General features: G+C 35.2%; 22 protein-coding genes. 13 read left to right on the forward strand and 9 right to left on the reverse strand.

The annotated features are described in order from the left end of the window. Positions 1-117: transposase (locus tag ACYIAM_RS08935; RefSeq protein ID WP_483747552.1), on the reverse strand; the 117-nt coding region annotated here is incomplete at its 3' end. A gap of 385 nt (positions 118-502) precedes the next feature. Between ACYIAM_RS08935 and ACYIAM_RS08940 the strand changes: the two genes are divergently transcribed. The 7 genes from ACYIAM_RS08940 to ACYIAM_RS08970 all read left to right on the forward strand — a co-directional run bounded on the left by ACYIAM_RS08940 (position 503) and on the right by ACYIAM_RS08970 (position 4,806). Beyond that, the gene (locus ACYIAM_RS08940; protein ID WP_160431041.1) at positions 503-841 is read left to right on the forward strand and encodes a DUF7716 domain-containing protein; all 339 of its coding nucleotides are present in this window, start codon (positions 503-505) and stop codon (positions 839-841) included. A 60-nt stretch (positions 842-901) separates the two neighbouring features. After that, on the forward strand, positions 902-1,288 hold the full coding sequence (locus ACYIAM_RS08945; protein WP_483748009.1) for a hypothetical protein: 387 nt from the start codon (positions 902-904) through the stop codon (positions 1,286-1,288). A 373-nt stretch (positions 1,289-1,661) separates the two neighbouring features. After that, positions 1,662-1,949 (forward strand): hypothetical protein, encoded by a 288-nt coding sequence (locus tag ACYIAM_RS08950; RefSeq protein ID WP_483748010.1) that lies wholly within the window; start codon positions 1,662-1,664, stop codon positions 1,947-1,949. An 8-nt stretch (positions 1,950-1,957) separates the two neighbouring features. Continuing rightward, complete coding sequence (locus ACYIAM_RS08955; protein ID WP_483748011.1) at positions 1,958-2,341, forward strand: hypothetical protein; 384 nt, start codon at positions 1,958-1,960, stop codon at positions 2,339-2,341. Positions 2,342-2,460: 119 nt separating this feature from the next. After that, positions 2,461-2,895 (forward strand): hypothetical protein, encoded by a 435-nt coding sequence (locus ACYIAM_RS08960; RefSeq protein ID WP_174796001.1) that lies wholly within the window; start codon positions 2,461-2,463, stop codon positions 2,893-2,895. Positions 2,896-3,011: 116 nt separating this feature from the next. Further along, the gene (locus ACYIAM_RS08965) at positions 3,012-3,260 is read left to right on the forward strand and encodes a hypothetical protein (RefSeq protein WP_174796002.1); all 249 of its coding nucleotides are present in this window, start codon (positions 3,012-3,014) and stop codon (positions 3,258-3,260) included. Between the two features lie 337 nt (positions 3,261-3,597). Then, positions 3,598-4,806 carry an MFS transporter gene (locus ACYIAM_RS08970; RefSeq protein ID WP_483748012.1) on the forward strand — a complete coding sequence of 403 codons (1,209 nt, stop codon included), beginning with the start codon at positions 3,598-3,600 and terminating at the stop codon, positions 4,804-4,806. A 60-nt stretch (positions 4,807-4,866) separates the two neighbouring features. Here the strand turns inward: ACYIAM_RS08970 and surE are convergent, their stop codons facing one another. Together surE and ypfJ are read right to left on the reverse strand one after the other, a co-directional pair. Further along, on the reverse strand, positions 4,867-5,646 hold the full coding sequence (gene surE / locus ACYIAM_RS08975) for a 5'/3'-nucleotidase SurE (protein ID WP_483748013.1): 780 nt from the start codon (positions 5,644-5,646) through the stop codon (positions 4,867-4,869). Between the two features lie 9 nt (positions 5,647-5,655). Next, positions 5,656-6,513, reverse strand: a complete 858-nt coding sequence (gene ypfJ / locus ACYIAM_RS08980) for a KPN_02809 family neutral zinc metallopeptidase (RefSeq protein ID WP_174796005.1) — start codon at positions 6,511-6,513, stop codon at positions 5,656-5,658. Positions 6,514-6,736: 223 nt separating this feature from the next. Between ypfJ and ACYIAM_RS08985 the strand changes: the two genes are divergently transcribed. Together ACYIAM_RS08985 and proP are read left to right on the forward strand one after the other, a co-directional pair. Then, positions 6,737-7,618 carry a DMT family transporter gene (locus tag ACYIAM_RS08985; protein ID WP_483748014.1) on the forward strand — a complete coding sequence of 294 codons (882 nt, stop codon included), beginning with the start codon at positions 6,737-6,739 and terminating at the stop codon, positions 7,616-7,618. A 338-nt stretch (positions 7,619-7,956) separates the two neighbouring features. After that, positions 7,957-9,462 carry a glycine betaine/L-proline transporter ProP gene (proP, locus tag ACYIAM_RS08990; RefSeq protein WP_483748015.1) on the forward strand — a complete coding sequence of 502 codons (1,506 nt, stop codon included), beginning with the start codon at positions 7,957-7,959 and terminating at the stop codon, positions 9,460-9,462. Between the two features lie 243 nt (positions 9,463-9,705). On the opposite strand, the gene ACYIAM_RS08995 is transcribed toward proP, so the two are convergent. After that, positions 9,706-9,936, reverse strand: a complete 231-nt coding sequence (locus tag ACYIAM_RS08995) for a hypothetical protein (RefSeq protein WP_483748016.1) — start codon at positions 9,934-9,936, stop codon at positions 9,706-9,708. A 51-nt stretch (positions 9,937-9,987) separates the two neighbouring features. After that, complete coding sequence (locus ACYIAM_RS09000; RefSeq protein WP_483748017.1) at positions 9,988-10,260, reverse strand: HTH domain-containing protein; 273 nt, start codon at positions 10,258-10,260, stop codon at positions 9,988-9,990. Between the two features lie 295 nt (positions 10,261-10,555). Between ACYIAM_RS09000 and ACYIAM_RS09005 the strand changes: the two genes are divergently transcribed. Then, positions 10,556-10,771, forward strand: coding sequence for an EexN family lipoprotein (locus tag ACYIAM_RS09005; protein ID WP_174796009.1), 216 nt, complete (start codon positions 10,556-10,558; stop codon positions 10,769-10,771). Between the two features lie 29 nt (positions 10,772-10,800). Here ACYIAM_RS09005 and ACYIAM_RS09010 read toward each other — a convergent pair whose 3' ends face one another. Together ACYIAM_RS09010 and ACYIAM_RS09015 are read right to left on the reverse strand one after the other, a co-directional pair. Further along, entirely contained in the window at positions 10,801-11,055 is a 255-nt protein-coding gene (locus tag ACYIAM_RS09010) for a hypothetical protein (protein ID WP_483748018.1), read from the reverse strand. Between the two features lie 65 nt (positions 11,056-11,120). Continuing rightward, positions 11,121-11,987 (reverse strand): helix-turn-helix transcriptional regulator, encoded by an 867-nt coding sequence (locus ACYIAM_RS09015; protein ID WP_483748019.1) that lies wholly within the window; start codon positions 11,985-11,987, stop codon positions 11,121-11,123. A 265-nt stretch (positions 11,988-12,252) separates the two neighbouring features. Here ACYIAM_RS09015 and fsa point away from each other — a divergent pair, with 265 nt between their 5' ends. The 3 genes from fsa (at position 12,253) to ACYIAM_RS09030 (ending at position 14,472) form a co-directional block, all read left to right on the forward strand. After that, positions 12,253-12,915, forward strand: coding sequence for a fructose-6-phosphate aldolase (gene fsa / locus ACYIAM_RS09020; protein ID WP_483748020.1), 663 nt, complete (start codon positions 12,253-12,255; stop codon positions 12,913-12,915). Between the two features lie 149 nt (positions 12,916-13,064). After that, positions 13,065-13,874 carry a siderophore-interacting protein gene (locus ACYIAM_RS09025; RefSeq protein WP_483748021.1) on the forward strand — a complete coding sequence of 270 codons (810 nt, stop codon included), beginning with the start codon at positions 13,065-13,067 and terminating at the stop codon, positions 13,872-13,874. A 16-nt stretch (positions 13,875-13,890) separates the two neighbouring features. Then, positions 13,891-14,472, forward strand: a complete 582-nt coding sequence (locus ACYIAM_RS09030; protein WP_483748022.1) for an acyl carrier protein phosphodiesterase — start codon at positions 13,891-13,893, stop codon at positions 14,470-14,472. Positions 14,473-14,546: 74 nt separating this feature from the next. Here the strand turns inward: ACYIAM_RS09030 and ACYIAM_RS09035 are convergent, their stop codons facing one another. Both ACYIAM_RS09035 and ilvY read right to left on the reverse strand, forming a co-directional pair. Beyond that, entirely contained in the window at positions 14,547-16,736 is a 2,190-nt protein-coding gene (locus ACYIAM_RS09035; RefSeq protein WP_483748023.1) for a 3-hydroxybutyrate oligomer hydrolase family protein, read from the reverse strand. A 134-nt stretch (positions 16,737-16,870) separates the two neighbouring features. Continuing rightward, positions 16,871-17,773: an HTH-type transcriptional activator IlvY gene (gene ilvY, locus ACYIAM_RS09040; RefSeq protein WP_065638941.1), complete on the reverse strand. Its 903-nt coding sequence runs from the start codon at positions 17,771-17,773 to the stop codon at positions 16,871-16,873. Positions 17,774-17,805: the final 32 nt, after the last annotated feature.

A 17,805-nucleotide genomic window follows, 5' to 3' on the forward strand; every position in this document is an offset into this window, starting at 1 on the left:
CCATTTATAGAAAGTTGAATTACCCATGCCATATTTACGACAGAGCTCCTTGACAGGAATACCGGCTTCAGCTTCTTTTAAAATAGATACAATCTGATGTTCAGTCATTTTTTTCATAATTAAATCCCCTTTACTTTTATCATAGAGAATTTTCTACTTTTTTGCTGTACTATTTTAGGGGATAGTTACAATTAAATCTCACCAAGTCGAACTACATCACATCATCAATAATGAAATCACGGCTTATATTACTCAAGCTTATAAGCAAGATGGCGGTAAAGCATTATCGCAAATTTCACTCATTAAAATTTACTTATTACCAGAAAAGGATGAATATGGCTTTATGTTTGCCTGGTCTGGCGATAGTGAACATGGTATCGGAGTTAAATTAAAAAATCTCTCAATGATAAAAATAGGTTATGCTGAAACGGCCTTTTTATAAAAGTAGAGATTATATTCGCAATATTATAATGTTCCAAAATGATATAGGGGTATTAGAAACATGCTTATTAAAGAAAATCTTTATTCAATAAACGATATAATCAACTATATGAAAAATAGTCTTGAACGAGATGATGATTTTTGTGTATATGGCGTTGAAGACAAAGAGTTGGAAAATCAAGAAAGCTATTATATTGATGACTATCCTGAAGTCGATGATGATGGACAAGAAATTTACCCTCCTCTTGTACGGCAAAAGCATTTACATTATCTCTATTCAGGTCAACAATTTGCTGATGTTGTTGATGTTGTCTTAGATCAAAAGCCGTCAGCCACGATAGATGACTTTATTCAATCATTAAATTATTATGCAGAAAATGATAATTTTTTAGAGCTGTAACGCAACAAGCAACAGGGGATATTATCAATTATAGCTTCATCAATAATGAAAGAATAAAATATGTGTGAACTAAAACAGCTATGTAACGATCTACATTTACCACTCGGTGATAAATTCACTCAAGATTGGGCGTATGAACTGCCCGATCAGTATCGAACGCAAACATGGCTCGATAAATACCTCTATGCTTATGTTAATTCAACATATTCAAAGTTACAAAAGCACATACTCATGACTTTATTACTTGATGTGGCCAATGATTTATTATCATCTGGAATTAGCGCGTCATCGCCAAAAATTAGCCAAGTATTAGCGCTTTTATTTCATAATCATGATGATTATATGGATCTCATTGATTATTGGTCGTTATCTGATGAGTCTATAGAAGACTGCTTTGCATTAACGCCTGAAATAAGAAAGTTAAAACGACGATTAAATAACAAATGATAAAGACTATTTACCCTAGTTACTTATTTTAAAACAATCTAAAACAAAACTATTTAGTTCCCAATTTTGTATCAGAGCAAACAACTGCGTTAAGATTGGTTTAAAATGATAATAGAAGAATAGCCGATTAACTTTTTGAACTGGATTATGCAGAAAAATAAAATGATTAATGGATATAAGTTTGTTAATAATAAAATTTAATTAAAGTATAGGATGATTTTGCCTAGAAATATAAATCATTATGTTTGTTTATCGAGATGATTTACTGGTTTTAAATTTATTTAATGATCAATTTATGGTTATATACTGCATTTAGCAATCAAGATAATCAACTTTTCCCATTATTTTACCGTGCTTAGCTAAAGAGGTGTCAATGCAACGAACAACGAATATCTCTGATGACGAATTAGAATTGATACAAATGCGATGTAATAACGCAACTAAAGGACCTTGGGTGTCTTATGTTGAGGGTAGAAATCATACTAGTGGTGGTAATTTTATCATGACAGGCGGTAACAATAATCGAGGCGAAGACATTGAGCTTATTGGCGCTACTATTGCCGATCAAGAATTTATTGCTCATGCACGACAGGATATACCAAGATTAATTAATGAAATTAGACGACTAAAGCAGTTACTTACAGATATTAAGTCATCATAAATAGATCAATGAAAAATAATTACGTATTTAAAAATTTAGCCAACAAAGAATTTGTATTAGGAGCTGATAAGCAAGATATATTTTTCAACATGTTAGACGTTGTGCGTAAGGGCAATTTAACTTTATTTACTCAGTCATTTTCAGACCTTGTTTATCTCCTTGAAAAGGATAGCTATTATATTGCACATCACTTAATTGTTTATAAGGGTAAAAAAGCTATATTTGCGGGGCAACTAGTCAGGGCATTTAAAGCACAATTGATCGATTTTATTCAGTACGCCATTAATCATGATGATCTCAGGCCGTTTTTGATATCTTCCATATTTATGCAAGATTGCAAACGGGCTTTTTATCTTACTGAAGAGGGATTTTATTTATATGATGTTAAATAGTACTCAACATAAATAGTACTAAAAAACCAATAAATACTCATTGTGATAACAAAACGTTAAGGTAATAATACCGCGTGTTTTTTTGTGTTATATCTATTCCCCATGTCATGGATAAATCAATGAATATAAAAAACTTTTTAGAAACAGGTAGTTATTTAGGCTTAAAAGTAGGGTTATCCGAACAAGCATTATATGCAATTTTACCCCCCAAAGTATTAGGTAAAAAACATTATTTTGATGAATCTAATAAAGACGAAGGCTTTAGCTATTTTTATCATGCAATAGAGATTATGATAATAGAAGCCAAAATATACTCATTAGGCGTTGATGTCGAGCGTAGTTCCCTTACATTTTTAAATGATTTTACTATCAATGCTAATAGTAGTTTTGAACTTATCTTAAAATATCTAGATATTGCAAATATAGCGTGGCAATTTGAACAGCAGTATTGTTATCAGCGTGAAATAACCATAAAAACCCAAGGGAATGTTTTACTTGGATGTGTGTACGATAAAGGCGATTATCGATTATCAAAGTTCAAAGTATTTGAATAAAATAACAAAGACAACCAGTTAATAAATATTTAATCTATTAATATACAATCAATAATATTATGCATCAAAAATTTTTAGATTTTCAGTATAGATTTTATATAGCAAAAATAGGATAAATGATGATTCAACTACCTGATTGGTATGACGATTTATTGCAATTTGAAAGTGAAGCAAAAGGTATCATTTTAAATTTTAGCGTCACCATAAATAACCGTCACTACACCTTCAATTTTTATGATCCTGTGCGATTTGTTCAAGATGCTAATCATGAAATAACTAATAACGGCTATTTTCAAGATAAAAATGCAGTGATTTTAGAAAAAGTGACCAAAAAGAATATTATTCAATATCTATCAAAATTTTAATTTATTTATATCAAATAGATAGGTAAATAAATTGGGTTATTTATTGGTAAAATTGCGCGCCTCACTATTGCTTAATTGTCAATTAGCTATCATATTGCAAATCTTATTGCCTTATTTTTTGGAAAACAGATTAATCATTACAACATCAATCATAATAAATTCAAATCATTACAGCTGTAAAATTTAAAGTCACATTAGCGTCGATTTAAACCATAATAAATGGTCAAAAAAATCGAAGAAAGCTTATTTTAGTTCGAATTTTAGTTCGAAATTTTGTTACGTGTATGTCGATTTTAAGTATATAATTGGCATAAACTCTCCTCTATTATTTATTGATATGGCTAATGTATCTTCGTTTCGCCAAAAACAAGGCACTATTTTTTTTGCTTTTCTAGTTACCACTTTTATTGTGGGTATTGCAGGCGCTTTACAATCTCCCACATTAAGTCGATTTTTAACCTTTGAAGTCAACGTTGATTCTCGTTTAGTAGGGCTTTTTTTCTCGATTAATGCTTTAGCGAGCATTGTGGGTAGCTTTTTATTGGCTAAATATTCTGACCAAAAAGGTGACAGGCGTTATATTGTCATTTTCTGCTGTTTAATGGGTATTGCTAACAGCGTCATCTTTGCCTTTTCACGTCACTATTTGGTGTTAATCACCCTTGGGGTGCTGTTTGCTGCGTTATCTTCTGCTGCTATGCCACAAATTTTTGCCTTAGCGCGCGAATATGCGGTAAAAACGGGGCGTAATGTTGTGGCCTTTAATTCACTCATTCGTGCTCAACTTTCGCTAGCTTGGGTGTTTGGTCCGCCAATTTCATTTGGTTTAGCCGTTAAATTTGGCTTTACGGTTATGTATTTAACCGCCATGAGCATGTTTATGGTCGCGATGCTGTTTGTTGCCATTTTTTTACCTTCAGTTGCAAAAAATCCCACTTCACAACTAAATAGCGCAACAGAGCTACAAGCGGCAAATCAACCAATTTGGCAAAACAGAAATGTGCTTTGCTTATTGTTATCCACCGTATTTATGTGGACAGCAAACATGATGTATATCATTGATATGCCAATTTATGTGGATGTTGTATTGCATCTATCTGATTCATTACCAGGGGTGTTAATGGGGCTTGCTGCAGGTATTGAAATTCCCGTTATGATTATTGCGGGATATTTAGTGCCTTATTTAGGCAAACGAAACCTGTTTTTTATTGCGATTATCTGTGGCTTAATTTTTTATATTGGCATGATTTTTTGCACCGATAAAACCGCATTGTTAGCATTACAGCTATTTAACGCGCTATTTATTGGGATTGTGGCCAATATTGGCATTATCTATTTTCAGGACTTATTGCCAACTCAAATGGGCGTGGCTTCAACCTTATTTAATAATGGTGTTGTCTTTAGCATAATTATCGCTGGAATGCTACAAGGATTTGTCTCAAAAGCCTATGGGCATGAGATCATCTATTGGATTGCGTTAGTTATGGTCGCAGTATCATTATTCTTTTGTGCATTGGTAAAAGATGCAAACAATAAAGTGGATTAAAGATAATTAATAGCGAATTTGTCTTCCTAATAGTTAGGAAGACAAATCGCCAAAAAATAATTAAAGATTAAATGAGTTTAATAGTTTTTCGTAAAAGGCATAATCTGTTCTTTCATAACTCAATGGTGTAATGGTAATAAAGTTGGCATTAACGGCATCAAGTTCTTTATTATCATCAATTACTCGCAAATTGCGTTTAGCTCTAAACCAAAAATAGTCATTGCCTTCGGGATCTTGGGTTGGCATTACCACAAAACGACTTACATCGCTATCGCCTTGTTTGGTTATTTTCAAACCTTTAACTTGATGTGCTGCACAGGCAGGAAAATTGACATTAAAGCAGATATTTTGCGGAGCCGATAACGAAAGTAATTTAGCGACAACTGATTGTGCATGGTGCTTAGCACAATCCCAATTAATTGGCTGATTATCTTCACTGGTTACTTGACTTAAAGCAATCGCAGGAATGCCCAACGTCATTGCCATCATTGCCGCACCAACCGTGCCAGATAAGATTGTTTCAAAGCCTACATTCGAACCATTATTAATTCCCGATAGCACAAGATCAGGTAAATGATCCGCCATCAAATATTTAATCGCAAATAACGCACAATCGGCAGGTGTACCATAAACGGCAAATTCGTGTTTACCATGCTGAGTAACTCTAAATGGCGATTTTAGGCTTACTGAACACGATACACCACTTTGATCTATCGCTGGCGCAACAAGCCAAACCTCGTGGGCTATTTGCTTTGCGATTTCTTGCAATAACTTAATGCCCGGTGCATCAAATCCGTCATCATTCACTAATAAAACGCGGTTAACTAACTTATTTAGCATATTCTTTCCTTATTGGGCAAATGTATTGCATTCATTAATTGCACCGCTATCAAATCCTCGTTTAAACCAACTATAACGTTGTTTAGATGTGCCGTGCGTAAAACTATCGGGCACCACATATCCTTCGCTTTGTTGTTGCAAGCGATCATCGCCAATAGCTTTTGCTGTGTTTAAGGCTTGTTCAATGTCACCTGTATCGAGTCGATTTTGTTGCTGCATTGCATTGCCCCACATACCAGCAAAACAATCAGCTTGCAGTTCTAACTTAACGGATAATTGATTATTTGTTATTGTTGATTGATCCTGCTTTAAATGCTCAACTTGGCTAAATGTACCCAGCAAATTTTGTACATGATGACCAATTTCATGCGCAATCACATAGCCCTGAGCAAAATCACCACCACCGCCAAGTCGCTGTTTCATCTCTTGATAAAACGACATATCAAGATAAACGGTTTTATCAATACTGCAATAAAACGGCCCCATAAAGGTTTGCCCAGTGCCGCACGATGTTCTTGTTGTGCCTTTATAAAGTACTAATTTTGGGGGAACATAGGTTTTGCCTAAACGTTGAAATTCTTGATGCCAATAATCCTCAGTACTGGCTAAAATGATTGATGTAAATTTAGCTGCATCTTCATCATCAATTGAATATTGATTGGTACTTTGCTCAGTACTGCTAGTATCAATTAGATTTGAATTTAACAAGCCGGTCAAATCAACGCCATAATAGCCCGCTACTAACACGACAATAAATAAAACAACTTTGCCTTTACCACCAATGGGGATTTTTGTTCCCATTTCACTTCCTGATTGTGAGCGGCGATCTTCGATGTTATCACTCTCTCTTTGGTCTCTCCAGCGCATAGGGATTACCTTATCAGTTTGGGTTTAATTATTTTAAAGGATAACAAATAAGGATTCTAGATTAAGTTGATATTCTTATCTAAATTTACATAAATTAGCCGAAATCAGTGAACCTAAATTAGGTGGCATGTTTGTTTTTCGAATCCGTTATTTTCTGACTATTTTTAGGTATATAATACGCTCAACAATCATTATATCTTCATTTTAATGTTAGGGTATTATTATGCCATATTTGTTACTTACATTAGCGGCTTGCTTTTGGGGCGGAAATTATGTTGTTGGGCGCGTTTTAGTTACACAAGCCGATCCTATGATAATATCCGAAGGTCGATGGGTTCTTACTGCACTGTTATTATTGTGTTTATACCATCAACAACTCCGCAGTGATCTGCCTAAAATTAAAAAATCGATTTGGCCAATATGTTTGCTCGCTATTTTTGGGCAAATTTTGTTCCCGCTAACACTTTATATTGGATTGCAATATACCTCATCGCTTAATGCCTCAATTTACCTTTCGGCAACACCATGCATGGTATTGGTTATGAATAAATTATTATTTAATGATACGATTTCAAAAAATAATATTTTAGGGGTTTTATTTAGTACTATCGGTGTGATTTATTTAATTTTACAAGGAAACCTAACCAATTTAACTGAACTTAATAATATCAATAAAGGCGACCTGTGGGCAATGGCATCTGCACTAAGCTGGGCTTGTTATAGCGCATTTTTGCGGTTAAAAGATAAATCGATATCGGGTAATGCTTTTGTAACTATCAGTGCAGTGTTAGGTTCAGCAATGTTATTGCCTATTGCTTCAGTCTATTTTTATTGTTATCCAGTTTCTAACCTAGCACATTATACTACCCCTGACTTTTTGCTGGGTTTACTTTATATTGCTATTTTTGCATCTTGGCTATCTTATCTATTTTGGAATAAAGGCATAGTTGAAATTGGCGCAACAAGAGGGCAAATTTATACCCACATCATCCCTTTATCAGCCGGCATTTTCAGTATTGTGTTTTTACATACACCAGTTGCCTATTTTCATCTTGTTTCGATAGTATTCATTGTGATTGGGATCTATTTTTGTTCAAAAAAATAAACTGCTAATTATGTTTATACAGCTACATGATTAGCAGTTTATTTGCTGCATTTTACAAAATAGGGTTATTTTGCTATAATTGGTATTCAATATACACGAAAAGGAATTGTTTTGTTGTGATTTGGTAAAAAACAAAATAGACAATAAAACATTAGTTTTTGCTTTTTTATTATCCTCTTTTTTTATCTTTGCTGTCTTTTGCTTCAATTTTAATTAGCTGATAAACACATTTTGATGTGTAGTCCAAAAAGTATTGTTTTTTTATGTATTAAAAGGTAACCGTTTACCTTGTTGCATCATTCCTTTTTTATTATTTTTAGGTAAACAGGCGGTATTTTATGAAAAAAACAAGAAAGTCCAAAAACAAACCATTAAACATCAACGATATTCTAATAATTGATGATAGCAAGTTAAAAAAAGCCATTACTGCAGCAGCATTAGGTAATGCAATGGAATGGTTTGATTTTGGTGTGTATGGCTTTTTAGCTTATGTATTAGGGCAAGTCTTTTTCCCTGATGCCTCGCCAAGTGTTCAAATGGTGGCAGCGCTTGCCACATTTTCGGTTCCGTTTTTAGTTCGGCCGTTAGGGGGATTGGTTTTTGGTATTCTTGGCGATAAATTTGGACGACAAAAAGTATTATCAATTACCATTATCATAATGTCATTAAGCACTTTTTGTATCGGCTTAATTCCATCTTATGCATCAATTGGCATTGCTGCCCCTATATTATTACTGCTAGCTAAATTTGCGCAAGGTTTTTCAATTGGCGGCGAATATTCTGGCGCAGCCATATTTGTTGCCGAATACTCGCCAGATCGCAAACGCGGTTTTATGGGTAGTTGGTTAGATTTTGGTTCTATTGCTGGGTTTTTAGTTGGTGCTGGCTTAGTGGTATTATTATCAAGCATTCTTGGAAAAAATGCATTTCATGATTGGGGCTGGCGAATTCCATTCTTATTTGCTTTGCCACTTGGATTAATTGGGCTGTATTTACGTCATGCATTAGATGAAACACCAGCATTTCAGCAGCATACCGATTTATTGGATCAAAATGATCGTGATCATATTACCAATCAACCTAAAATGACATTTAAAGAGATCATAACCAAATATTGGCAAAGCCTACTGGTCTGTGTGGGGCTTGTTATTGTTACTAATGTGACTTATTACATGTTACTTACTTATATGCCTAGCTATTTATCTCACAACCTAAATTATCATACGGAACATGGAGTGCTAATTATTATTGCCATTATGATAGGCATGCTATTTGTGCAACCATTGATCGGTTTTATTAGCGATAAAATTGGTCGCCGACCATTTATTATTGGCGGTAGCTTAGGTTTATTAATTCTTTCTTATCCCTCTTTCATTATGATCAATAGTGACATTATTGGTCTTATTTTCTTAGGATTATTGATTTTAGCTGTATTACTTAACTGTTTTACTGGCGTTATGGCTTCCATTTTACCGGCTATCTTTCCAACCAGTATTCGTTATAGTGCATTGGCGATATCTTTTAATATTTCGGTATTAGTTGCCGGTGCGACACCTACCGTTATCGCTTGGCTGGTTGAAGAAAGTCATAATCTATATATGCCAGCATATTATTTAATGGTCGTGGCATTAATTGGTTTAGTTACTGGCATAAAGATGAGAGAAACCGCAAATCAACCATTGCGTGGCGCAACGCCAGCGGCATCAGATCGTTCAGAAGCCAAAGAAATCTTATCAGATCACTTTGACACAATTGAGCACAAAGTCGAAGATATTGAACAGAAGATCGAAACCCTGCAGGCTCAGCGACAGAATTTAGTGGATCAGCATCCTAAGTTAGATTGATTTTTTATTTTTTGGGTTTTGTATGTTTTGCTTTAAAAATATACAAAACTAAAATTTAATAAAATCAATACTCTACCTGAATAATTTTTAATAGTAAAATTAACCCATCATAAAAATAACCAAAACGCTGCCAACCCTTTTTTTGTTAATAAATTAAAGTAAATAAAAACAATATATTAGGAAAGCGATACAAAAAAGGGTTTTTGAAAACAGAAATCCTATTTGCCTTTTGCTAAACAAGGTTTATAGTATATCGGTTTCTAGTTTACCGCCGCATAGGCGGTTTAGAAAAGATGGTGCAGCCGCACTTGCTGGTTTAGTCGGTTTACCGCCGCATAGGCGGTTTAGAAAGTGATAATCTTCGTTAGATATATCGTAATAAAGTTTACCGCCGCATAGGCGGTTTAGAAAAAACGCTACAGACATATAAGATAACTCATGGTGTTTACCGCCGCATAGGCGGTTCAGAAACATTGGTTATGCTATTCAGTGATTATTTCGCCCGGATAGGTTTTGTTATAGTGTTTAGTTAGCTTGTTGTCTTAATTTATCTTCAATGGACTTTTTAACTTTAACCAGATGTTTAGATTTATAACTAATTGTTTTATAACGTTTAACTATACTGGTTAGATGCACAGACAGCTTCAATCGGGTTTTCTTTAGTACGTTATAAATAGTCGGACGACTAATCATAAAGCGTTTAGCCAATTCAGTGACAGTTATTTTTTCTTTATGATTTATGTGACAAATCTCTTGTCTTTGATAAAGTGTTAATTTTGTTTTTTTATTTATATTCATTACAATGCCTTATCAAATTACTATAAACAACTAAGCAAATAAACTGGCTGATGAATTAGCAGATCGTCTATATTCTAGCGGTAAAAAAGAATCTAAATCTAAAGTCATGAGAAAAATTTCGTTTGAAATTGATGAAAGCTAATATGAAGAATTAGACGATATTGAAATAAAAAATAAACGAGCAAAGTTGCCTTTGAAGACAATTTCTGATTTACTGCGGTTGGCTGTAAATGATTTCTTAACGAAACACAATAGATCTTAATTTAATATTAACCCACAATTATAAGGAATTTATATGAAAAAAATACTAGTAATGATTACTGCCATGTTTTTATTCGGATGTAATGAGAAGACCTATACTGTAGAAGACTTCAAAAATAATAAAGAACTACTAGATGAATACCGTAAAAAATGTGAGAACGGTGAAATTGATGGTGATAGCTTAAATTGTCAAAACTCTCACAAAGCGATAGTTTCAAAAAATAGAGTTGGTAATGCAAGTTGGAATTAATCAAGTTTTAGAAGCCACTCATGTGGTTTTTAAATTTCTATTTGTGATAAGTTTATAGACTTAATTTGCTTCTTATTCATTATAAACTTATCACCTTGTATTATAATCTTATCTCCTTTTTCTGCTTTATTTTCATTTAAAAATCGATTAATCTGTTTCGACCAAATAGTCTTTTCATTGCCGTTGTTATCAACTAATTTTGCAAATGCTGATTGCTTACCGTTTATTGGAAATTGATAATTAGCCTGACCAAAATCATTAATAATAAATTCTTGAGCTTCCAATGGTTTAACTTTTTCTATAGCTCATTGTGAAAAACAAAAGCGTTTGAACGTTAACTGTGAAAAAACTATTTGCACATTAACTTACTATGATATTGTCGACGATATTCGGTTGGTGTTCGCTCTGTCTTTTTTTTGAAAATCCGACAAAAATAATTACTATCTTTAAAACCTGATGCAAGGGCAATTTCTTTTATATTTAGATCATAATCCTTTAATAGCGATTTTGCATATTCTAAGCGAATATGATTTAGGTATTCATTTAACCCTATTTTTCCCTCACTTTGAAATAGATGTGATAAATAATTGGGTGAGATATAAAACATATTTGCCAAAAAGTCACGCGTTATATCTTCACGAAAGTGTATATCGATATATTGGCGAATAGCTTCATATAGGCTGGTTGTTTTGGATGAAGTTTTGATGTCGGTATTGAGCAAATCTAACGTATTGCTCAGTAAACTGTGAATAAGGTAGTGGGCGGTTTGATTGTGTTTGCATAGTGGGTTGTGCCAAATGAGTTCGCTCAGTGCTTGAATGATAAATGTGCCAATCCGAGGCCCTCGTCTTGGCGTATTGACTTGATCTTGTGGAATTAACTGCAATCCATCCCAATGCAATAAGCTTATACCGATTTGTTGTTTATCAAATAAGATACTTAATAAGGTCGATGGTGTGTGCCAAAGGGGCTTGTGCCAGCTGTGAGCGGAAATATATAAAAGATCATTAGTCGATAATATTTTTTCAATAATTTTTCCATTGTTATCCGCCCATTGCATTTGTTGCGTTCCTTCTAATATGATTTCAATTTGTGGAAAGTCGATGGGGTGGGTATGCAAAGGAGCGCAATTGCTGTTATTTACAAAATAGATACGATTGATTGTTTGCTGACGAATTACAAACTTGGTTAATGCGTTGTTGATGGATTTTGTCATAAGGATAAATTAAGTGGTGTAGTTTTATTTAGATTATATACAGTTAAAAAAAGATGGAAATTGTTATAAATCTTTTTTATTTAATAAGTTATTTTAAAGTTTTAATTGTGTGATCTAAGTCTCATTTTTTTATATAGCGTATAAAAATCCAGTAAATGGCAAATTCGTCTTCTAGGCGGTAGAGTTATTTTTTTCTACGATGTTTGTTATGCAAATGTTGTTATATGTTAACAAGTGATTGTTCATTCTGAATTAGGAGTTAACCATGGAATTATATTTAGATACCGCCGATATTGCCGATATCAAACGTTTAGCTAAAGTGTTACCTATTAGTGGGGTTACCACTAATCCAAGCATTGTAGCAAAATCGGGCAAGCCAATTTTTTCGTTATTAGATGAATTACAAGAGGTGTTAGGTTCAGATAAATTGCTGTTTGCCCAAGTGCTTTCAAGTAATGCCGACGAAATGATAAAAGAAGCTCATCAACTTAGAAAGGAGGTGCCGTCAATTGTGACTAAAATCCCTGTTAATGCGCAAGGCTTGATTGCAATAAAAGCACTAGCCCAGCAAGGTATTCCTACGTTAGGCACGGCTGTTTATGGTGCAGGACAAGGCTTTTTGGCAGCATTAGCAGGAGCTAAATATATTGCACCTTATGTCAACCGCATCGATGCTCAAGGTGGAAATAGCAAAGATACCGTACTTGAGTTGCAAAAATTGTTAGATTTGCATTGTCCACAGGCAATGGTATTAGCCGCTAGTTTTAGAACACCAAGGCAAGCGTTAGATTGTATGCTTGCAGATTGCAAGTCTATTACGTTGCCGGTAGATGTGGCAGAACAGTTTATTTCTGATCCAGCTGTGGATGCAGCAATTACTAAGTTTAATCAAGATTGGTGTGGTGCTTTTGGTAAGTTAACGTTTTAAATTTATTTGACAATTAGTTTTTTGCCTGAGCTTGTTCTTCCACTATTAGGTCGAACAAGTGTATCTATTTTTTCAATTGTAAAAATAGCATAACTCTAACATTTTTTGTTGTATGATGATTTTAATTAACAATAAAAATAAGGGTGGACATGATGGATGAAAAAAAACAAAAAATCAAAATAAACAAAAAAGTCATTGTTAATGCGTTATTAACAGTATTGAATGTTGAAAAAATCTCACCGAGCTTTATTCGCATTGAGTTTGGTTGCAATAAACCAGTTAATATTGATCCATTATGGATTTGTCCGTATTTAAAATTGTTGTTCCCAGATCCTTTAACTGGCTTAATTGCGTTTCCACAACTTGATGAAAATAATAAAATCCTTGTTGACGATAAGTTGCGTCAGCTTGTTCGTAGCTATAGCGTGCGCGAGTTTGATCATGTTGCCAATCAATTTTTTGTTGATTTTGCCATTCATGACACTGGTTTAGCTTCGGTTTGGTCGCAAAAAGCTAAGGTTGGCGATCAAATTGGTTTGATTGGCGCTGCCGGTAAGTTGAAATTTACTGATGATTGTTTGGTGTTGATGGGCGATATTTCAGCAGTGCCTGCTATTTGTTATACACTTGAGCATCTGCCTAAAAAACAAAAGGTTTTTGCTTTTATGCAGGTTAATCATAAAAGTGATATGGTGTCATTACCAGTTAATAAAAGTGTTGAAGTTAACTGGTTGGTGCAAAATTCGGATAAACCTCATCAGTTAATTGATGCGGTGATCAGTGCCGATTTATCAGGGCAAGATAAGTTATTATTTTGGGGCGGAATGGAACGTTCGTTGGCACAAGCTGTTCGTCATGCCGTTAAGGATAAGTTTACACATTTGCAGCCAGATGCTTTTCATATTACTAGCTATTGGCGAGAAGGTTTTGCCGAAGGCGAATTTAAGCATCGTGAATAATGAGTGTTGCTATTTTATGAATATTTTGGCTCATTTACATTTGGCTACGTTGGCGCGTAGTTCGTTAATTGGTAATACTGTGGCGGATTTTGTTAAAGGTGATCCTTATTTAACTTATGATCCCACTATTGCTGATGGCATTATGTTGCATCGCAAAATTGATAGTTTAACTGATAGCCTATTTGAAGTTAAACAGGCCAAATTGCTATTTCGAAAATCGCATCAGCGCGTTGCTCCCATTACGTTAGATATTGTGTGGGATCACTTTTTGTCAAAGCATTGGGCTAATTATGGGGTGTCGCCAAGTGTGGCTCAATTTAATCAAATAACAAAAGCGCATATCCAGCCTTATATTGATGCTTATCCGACCGATTATCAACATTTTATGAACGCGATGTGGCAAGGTGCATGGCTGGAAAATTATGCTTCTATCGATTTTGTCGGTGATGTGCTAAGTCGCATGGCCAATAGACGGCCAAAGTTGTATTTGTTAAGCGAAACTATTGTTGATATTAAACAACATTATACACAATTAGCCTCGCTGTTTTTTGTGTTATATCCCAAAATTTGTTTAGCGGTGAAAGAAAGCATGAACTAAGATGGATTTTTCTGCTATCGGTTTAAGCTGTTATATAGCCACTTAAACCGATAGCGGTTTTGGGATATTTACTGTCAATTTGGTAATATCAGTTTGCCATCGTTTGTTTGGATGACATCATTGCGATTCGGCGTTTGCGTTATCGATTTTAAATTTTTACTGGTTACTTGTGGAGCATAACCACTTTTGCCACCGCGCGCTTTGGCTCGCACTACTTGACTTACCGGTAGTGTGGCGTTGGTGGTTAAATTGGCCCATAACCATTCAATGGCATCTTCGCCATAATAATCAATTGGTAGTAAAGTGTTGTCAAATGGTGGTCTGCCGTCTAAGTAACTAGCATTTTCAACTTCAATGTATCGTAGTTGCGATTGTTTTCCTTCAACTAAACTATTTAAAGCAACATAAGCACGCGATGTATAGTTGGGTAACTGTTTAACATTATTGCGTCCATGTACAATAAAAGTTTTTATACCATTTAAGTTGCCCGATGCCATAACTTGTTTTATGCCTTGCTTAACGCGCGGATCTTGTGATTTTTTATAAACACAAATTGCGCCTTTAGTGCCATAATCAACCATATTTTTGGTTTGCGAACTAGAATAAAATTCACGTCTTGGCGTGTTGAGATCTTCGTTTTCAACCAGATCCAAAACCGTTGCATCTCGGCTATTCCAAAGCGGCAAATGTCCGTTTGCCATGCCCCATATTTGTTCAAACGAAATTTCTTCTAATGGCGCGACTTTTCCACTGTAATATATTGGATTTTGCTGAGTACTAGCGACCGAAAAATCACACATGTTTTCGGTGACATCGTATTTGCCATAAGCACTAATATATTGGTAAGGTAGACCAATGGATTCCGTGTAGTAAAAATAGGGTAGTTGGATGTCCATATCGGGTGTCCAACCATTTTGGTGTAGTTTTTCTAGGGCTTCTTCGGGCGTACCTGTCGTGAGTAGTTTTGCCTTTTTTAGGGCATTACAGCGTTGTTGTGAGTAAAGAAAATAACTGGCATAAGGCACGTAAGCATTGTCTTTATAAGGTTTTATTGCGGGAATTGCACACGGTATATATAGTGCGCCATAAGCACTGTAATTGGCAATGGATTTTGTTTCTAGTTTTTGTTTGTTGCTGTTACCTATTTTGAGGGTAACTCGGGATTTATCAATATTCGGCTGAATTTGTGGATTAACTGCTACAATGCCGTCTATCATATTTTGGTCATCCAATTCGCCTGCTTTTAATGCTGCACCGCCACCATCACTCGCTCCATAGACTAAAACAAGGGTATTGTCTTTATTAAATATAACCTGTTTATTGGGCGAAAACATACTATTAAGTTCATAAAAGGCAAACTCAAGAGATTTTAGAACATGTTCGCCCCAGCGTGCTTCGGCATTGATTTTTGAGTGCAGTTGTTTTATGGCATAGCGATGGGGATATTTTTGAATATATTTTTCTTTATTCTTTATCGAAGGATGAAATAAGATATTACCGCTATCCACTTCGCCCCATACAGTAAAACCAAGCTTGCGTTTGATATCATAAATGCCATTGCCTAATCCTTTGTCGTTATAGACCACTGCGCAGTTGTGCCTAAGTCCCCATAATCCACGAATTTGTACATCTTTGGCATTGAGTACTCCGTCTGAATCAATGGCAGGAACGGCAACAATGCAAGGTTTGTTTTTGTCAAAATCAATCGGAATTTGTAGCAGCATGCCCACGCCGTCTTGCCTTTGTACCGCTAATATTTCAGTACCTGCAATTTTGCCGTCAAACAAAGGAGTTAATTCTTGCTTTCTAAAACCGAATAGTGTTCCCTCGCCAATTTTGGTGTCAATATAACGATTTAATTTGGCTTGTCGTCGTTCTTGAAAGTGTGGTTTGCTCGGAACTTCGACTTCAGGAGTAATAATGGTGGTTGATAACGGCGTAAAGCCCAGTCCAGCGGTAACAAGATCGTTGCTATCGCCATCATAATAAGCCAATGTACTGCGAACTAACCACTTAGGTTTATGGATTGTGTTGTCAATTTGGACTGGGGTATCACTGTTAGTGTCAATCTTGGTATTGGTTGTAGCTGTAGCTGCAACTGTTTTGTTGTCGGTTTTTATGCTGGTATCTGTGTTTGTCCCAGATGTGGTCGCTTTTGTCTTTTTAACTGGTTCGATTGATTCTGTCGTGTTGGCCTGTGTTACTGATGGTAGGGTAACACCAGCAAGAAGTATCAATGAGGCTAACATTTTTATCTGTTTCATTTGGAATTCCATTACAATCATATTTATCAGATTTAATTGTTATATCTTGCAAAAAATGAGTCGTTTCTCAGTAATTTAATACGTCCATTATGATGGTTTTAGTTTTTAATGCGCGATTATACACTATATTTTTGTTATTCGTTATTAGGTAGATTTAAATTGCAAATTGCCCAAAAGGCAGCGATGATTTTTTCAGATAACCGTCTCTTTTGTACGCAAATACCTACATCAAACGGTTCCATTAAGTTGGTAGACCATTCGGTTATGCGTTCTCTTACTCGCTCTGGGCTGTTATCCATTACAACTTTTGGCAATAAAGCGACGCCACATCCTAAAGCAACCATTGATACAATGGCTTCGTGCCCCGCAACTGTTGCATAAATTTTGGGATTGGTGATTTTTTTTTGCTTAAACCATAAATCGATACGGTGGCGACTTGGCCCGTGTTCTGGCAGTATAAACGGAATATTATGCCAATCGGGTTGTTTTTGATGTAATTTGTCGCTAAATGTGCTGTTAAGTTTGGGGATCAGCAAGACCATTTCAATTTCACCAAATTTTAAAAACTCAATGCCAGTTGGGAGTTGTTTAGGTTTGCCAGCAATGGCTAAATCGGCTGCATTGGCTTGTATCTTTTCAACTGCGTCGGCGGCATCACCGGTTGAAAGCTTGATTTCAACAAGTGGATAGTGGCTTCTAAATCGATCGAGTATTTCGGGCAAGTGGCTATATGCGGCCGTGACCGAACAAAAAAGCGTAAGTTCGCCGACAAGCTGTTGGTTGGATTGATCTAAATCATATTTTAGCTGTTGGTGCATGTTTATTACTTGCTGAGCAAAGCGTTTGACTTTTTCGCCGACTTGAGTGATTTGTACTTGCCTGTTATCGCGAATAAATAGCGGATGACCAAAATGTTCTTCAAGCCGTTGGATCTGTCTTGATAAGGTTGAAGGACTAACATGCATGGCATGTGCGGTGATACCAAAGTGACAGGTTTCGCATAAATGTAGGTACAATTTTAAATCACGAATGTTCATAGCTAGTTCCGGTTTTATACTAAAACGCATAG

This window comes from Gilliamella sp. X-60 (genome assembly GCF_057063585.1).

Bases quoted from the DNA above. Each gene is read 5' to 3' on its own strand.
- ACYIAM_RS08960 (WP_174796001.1), top strand. From the start codon at position 2,461: ATGAATATAAAAAACTTTTTAGAAACAGGTAGTTATTTAGGCTTAAAA.
- ACYIAM_RS09035 (WP_483748023.1), bottom strand. From the start codon at position 16,736: ATGAAACAGATAAAAATGTTAGCCTCATTGATACTTCTTGCTGGTGTT.
- ACYIAM_RS08965 (WP_174796002.1), top strand. From the start codon at position 3,012: ATGATGATTCAACTACCTGATTGGTATGACGATTTATTGCAATTTGAA.
- surE (WP_483748013.1), bottom strand. From the start codon at position 5,646: ATGCTAAATAAGTTAGTTAACCGCGTTTTATTAGTGAATGATGACGGA.
- ACYIAM_RS09000 (WP_483748017.1), bottom strand. From the start codon at position 10,260: ATGAATATAAATAAAAAAACAAAATTAACACTTTATCAAAGACAAGAG.
- ACYIAM_RS09005 (WP_174796009.1), top strand. From the start codon at position 10,556: ATGAAAAAAATACTAGTAATGATTACTGCCATGTTTTTATTCGGATGT.
- proP (WP_483748015.1), top strand. From the start codon at position 7,957: ATGAAAAAAACAAGAAAGTCCAAAAACAAACCATTAAACATCAACGAT.
- ACYIAM_RS08940 (WP_160431041.1), top strand. From the start codon at position 503: ATGCTTATTAAAGAAAATCTTTATTCAATAAACGATATAATCAACTAT.
- ACYIAM_RS08955 (WP_483748011.1), top strand. From the start codon at position 1,958: ATGAAAAATAATTACGTATTTAAAAATTTAGCCAACAAAGAATTTGTA.
- ACYIAM_RS09015 (WP_483748019.1), bottom strand. From the start codon at position 11,987: ATGACAAAATCCATCAACAACGCATTAACCAAGTTTGTAATTCGTCAG.
- ilvY (WP_065638941.1), bottom strand. From the start codon at position 17,773: ATGAACATTCGTGATTTAAAATTGTACCTACATTTATGCGAAACCTGT.
- ACYIAM_RS08945 (WP_483748009.1), top strand. From the start codon at position 902: ATGTGTGAACTAAAACAGCTATGTAACGATCTACATTTACCACTCGGT.
- ypfJ (WP_174796005.1), bottom strand. From the start codon at position 6,513: ATGCGCTGGAGAGACCAAAGAGAGAGTGATAACATCGAAGATCGCCGC.
- ACYIAM_RS08970 (WP_483748012.1), top strand. From the start codon at position 3,598: ATGGCTAATGTATCTTCGTTTCGCCAAAAACAAGGCACTATTTTTTTT.
- fsa (WP_483748020.1), top strand. From the start codon at position 12,253: ATGGAATTATATTTAGATACCGCCGATATTGCCGATATCAAACGTTTA.
- ACYIAM_RS08995 (WP_483748016.1), bottom strand. From the start codon at position 9,936: ATGTTTCTGAACCGCCTATGCGGCGGTAAACACCATGAGTTATCTTAT.
- ACYIAM_RS09025 (WP_483748021.1), top strand. From the start codon at position 13,065: ATGATGGATGAAAAAAAACAAAAAATCAAAATAAACAAAAAAGTCATT.
- ACYIAM_RS08950 (WP_483748010.1), top strand. From the start codon at position 1,662: ATGCAACGAACAACGAATATCTCTGATGACGAATTAGAATTGATACAA.
- ACYIAM_RS09030 (WP_483748022.1), top strand. From the start codon at position 13,891: ATGAATATTTTGGCTCATTTACATTTGGCTACGTTGGCGCGTAGTTCG.
- ACYIAM_RS08985 (WP_483748014.1), top strand. From the start codon at position 6,737: ATGCCATATTTGTTACTTACATTAGCGGCTTGCTTTTGGGGCGGAAAT.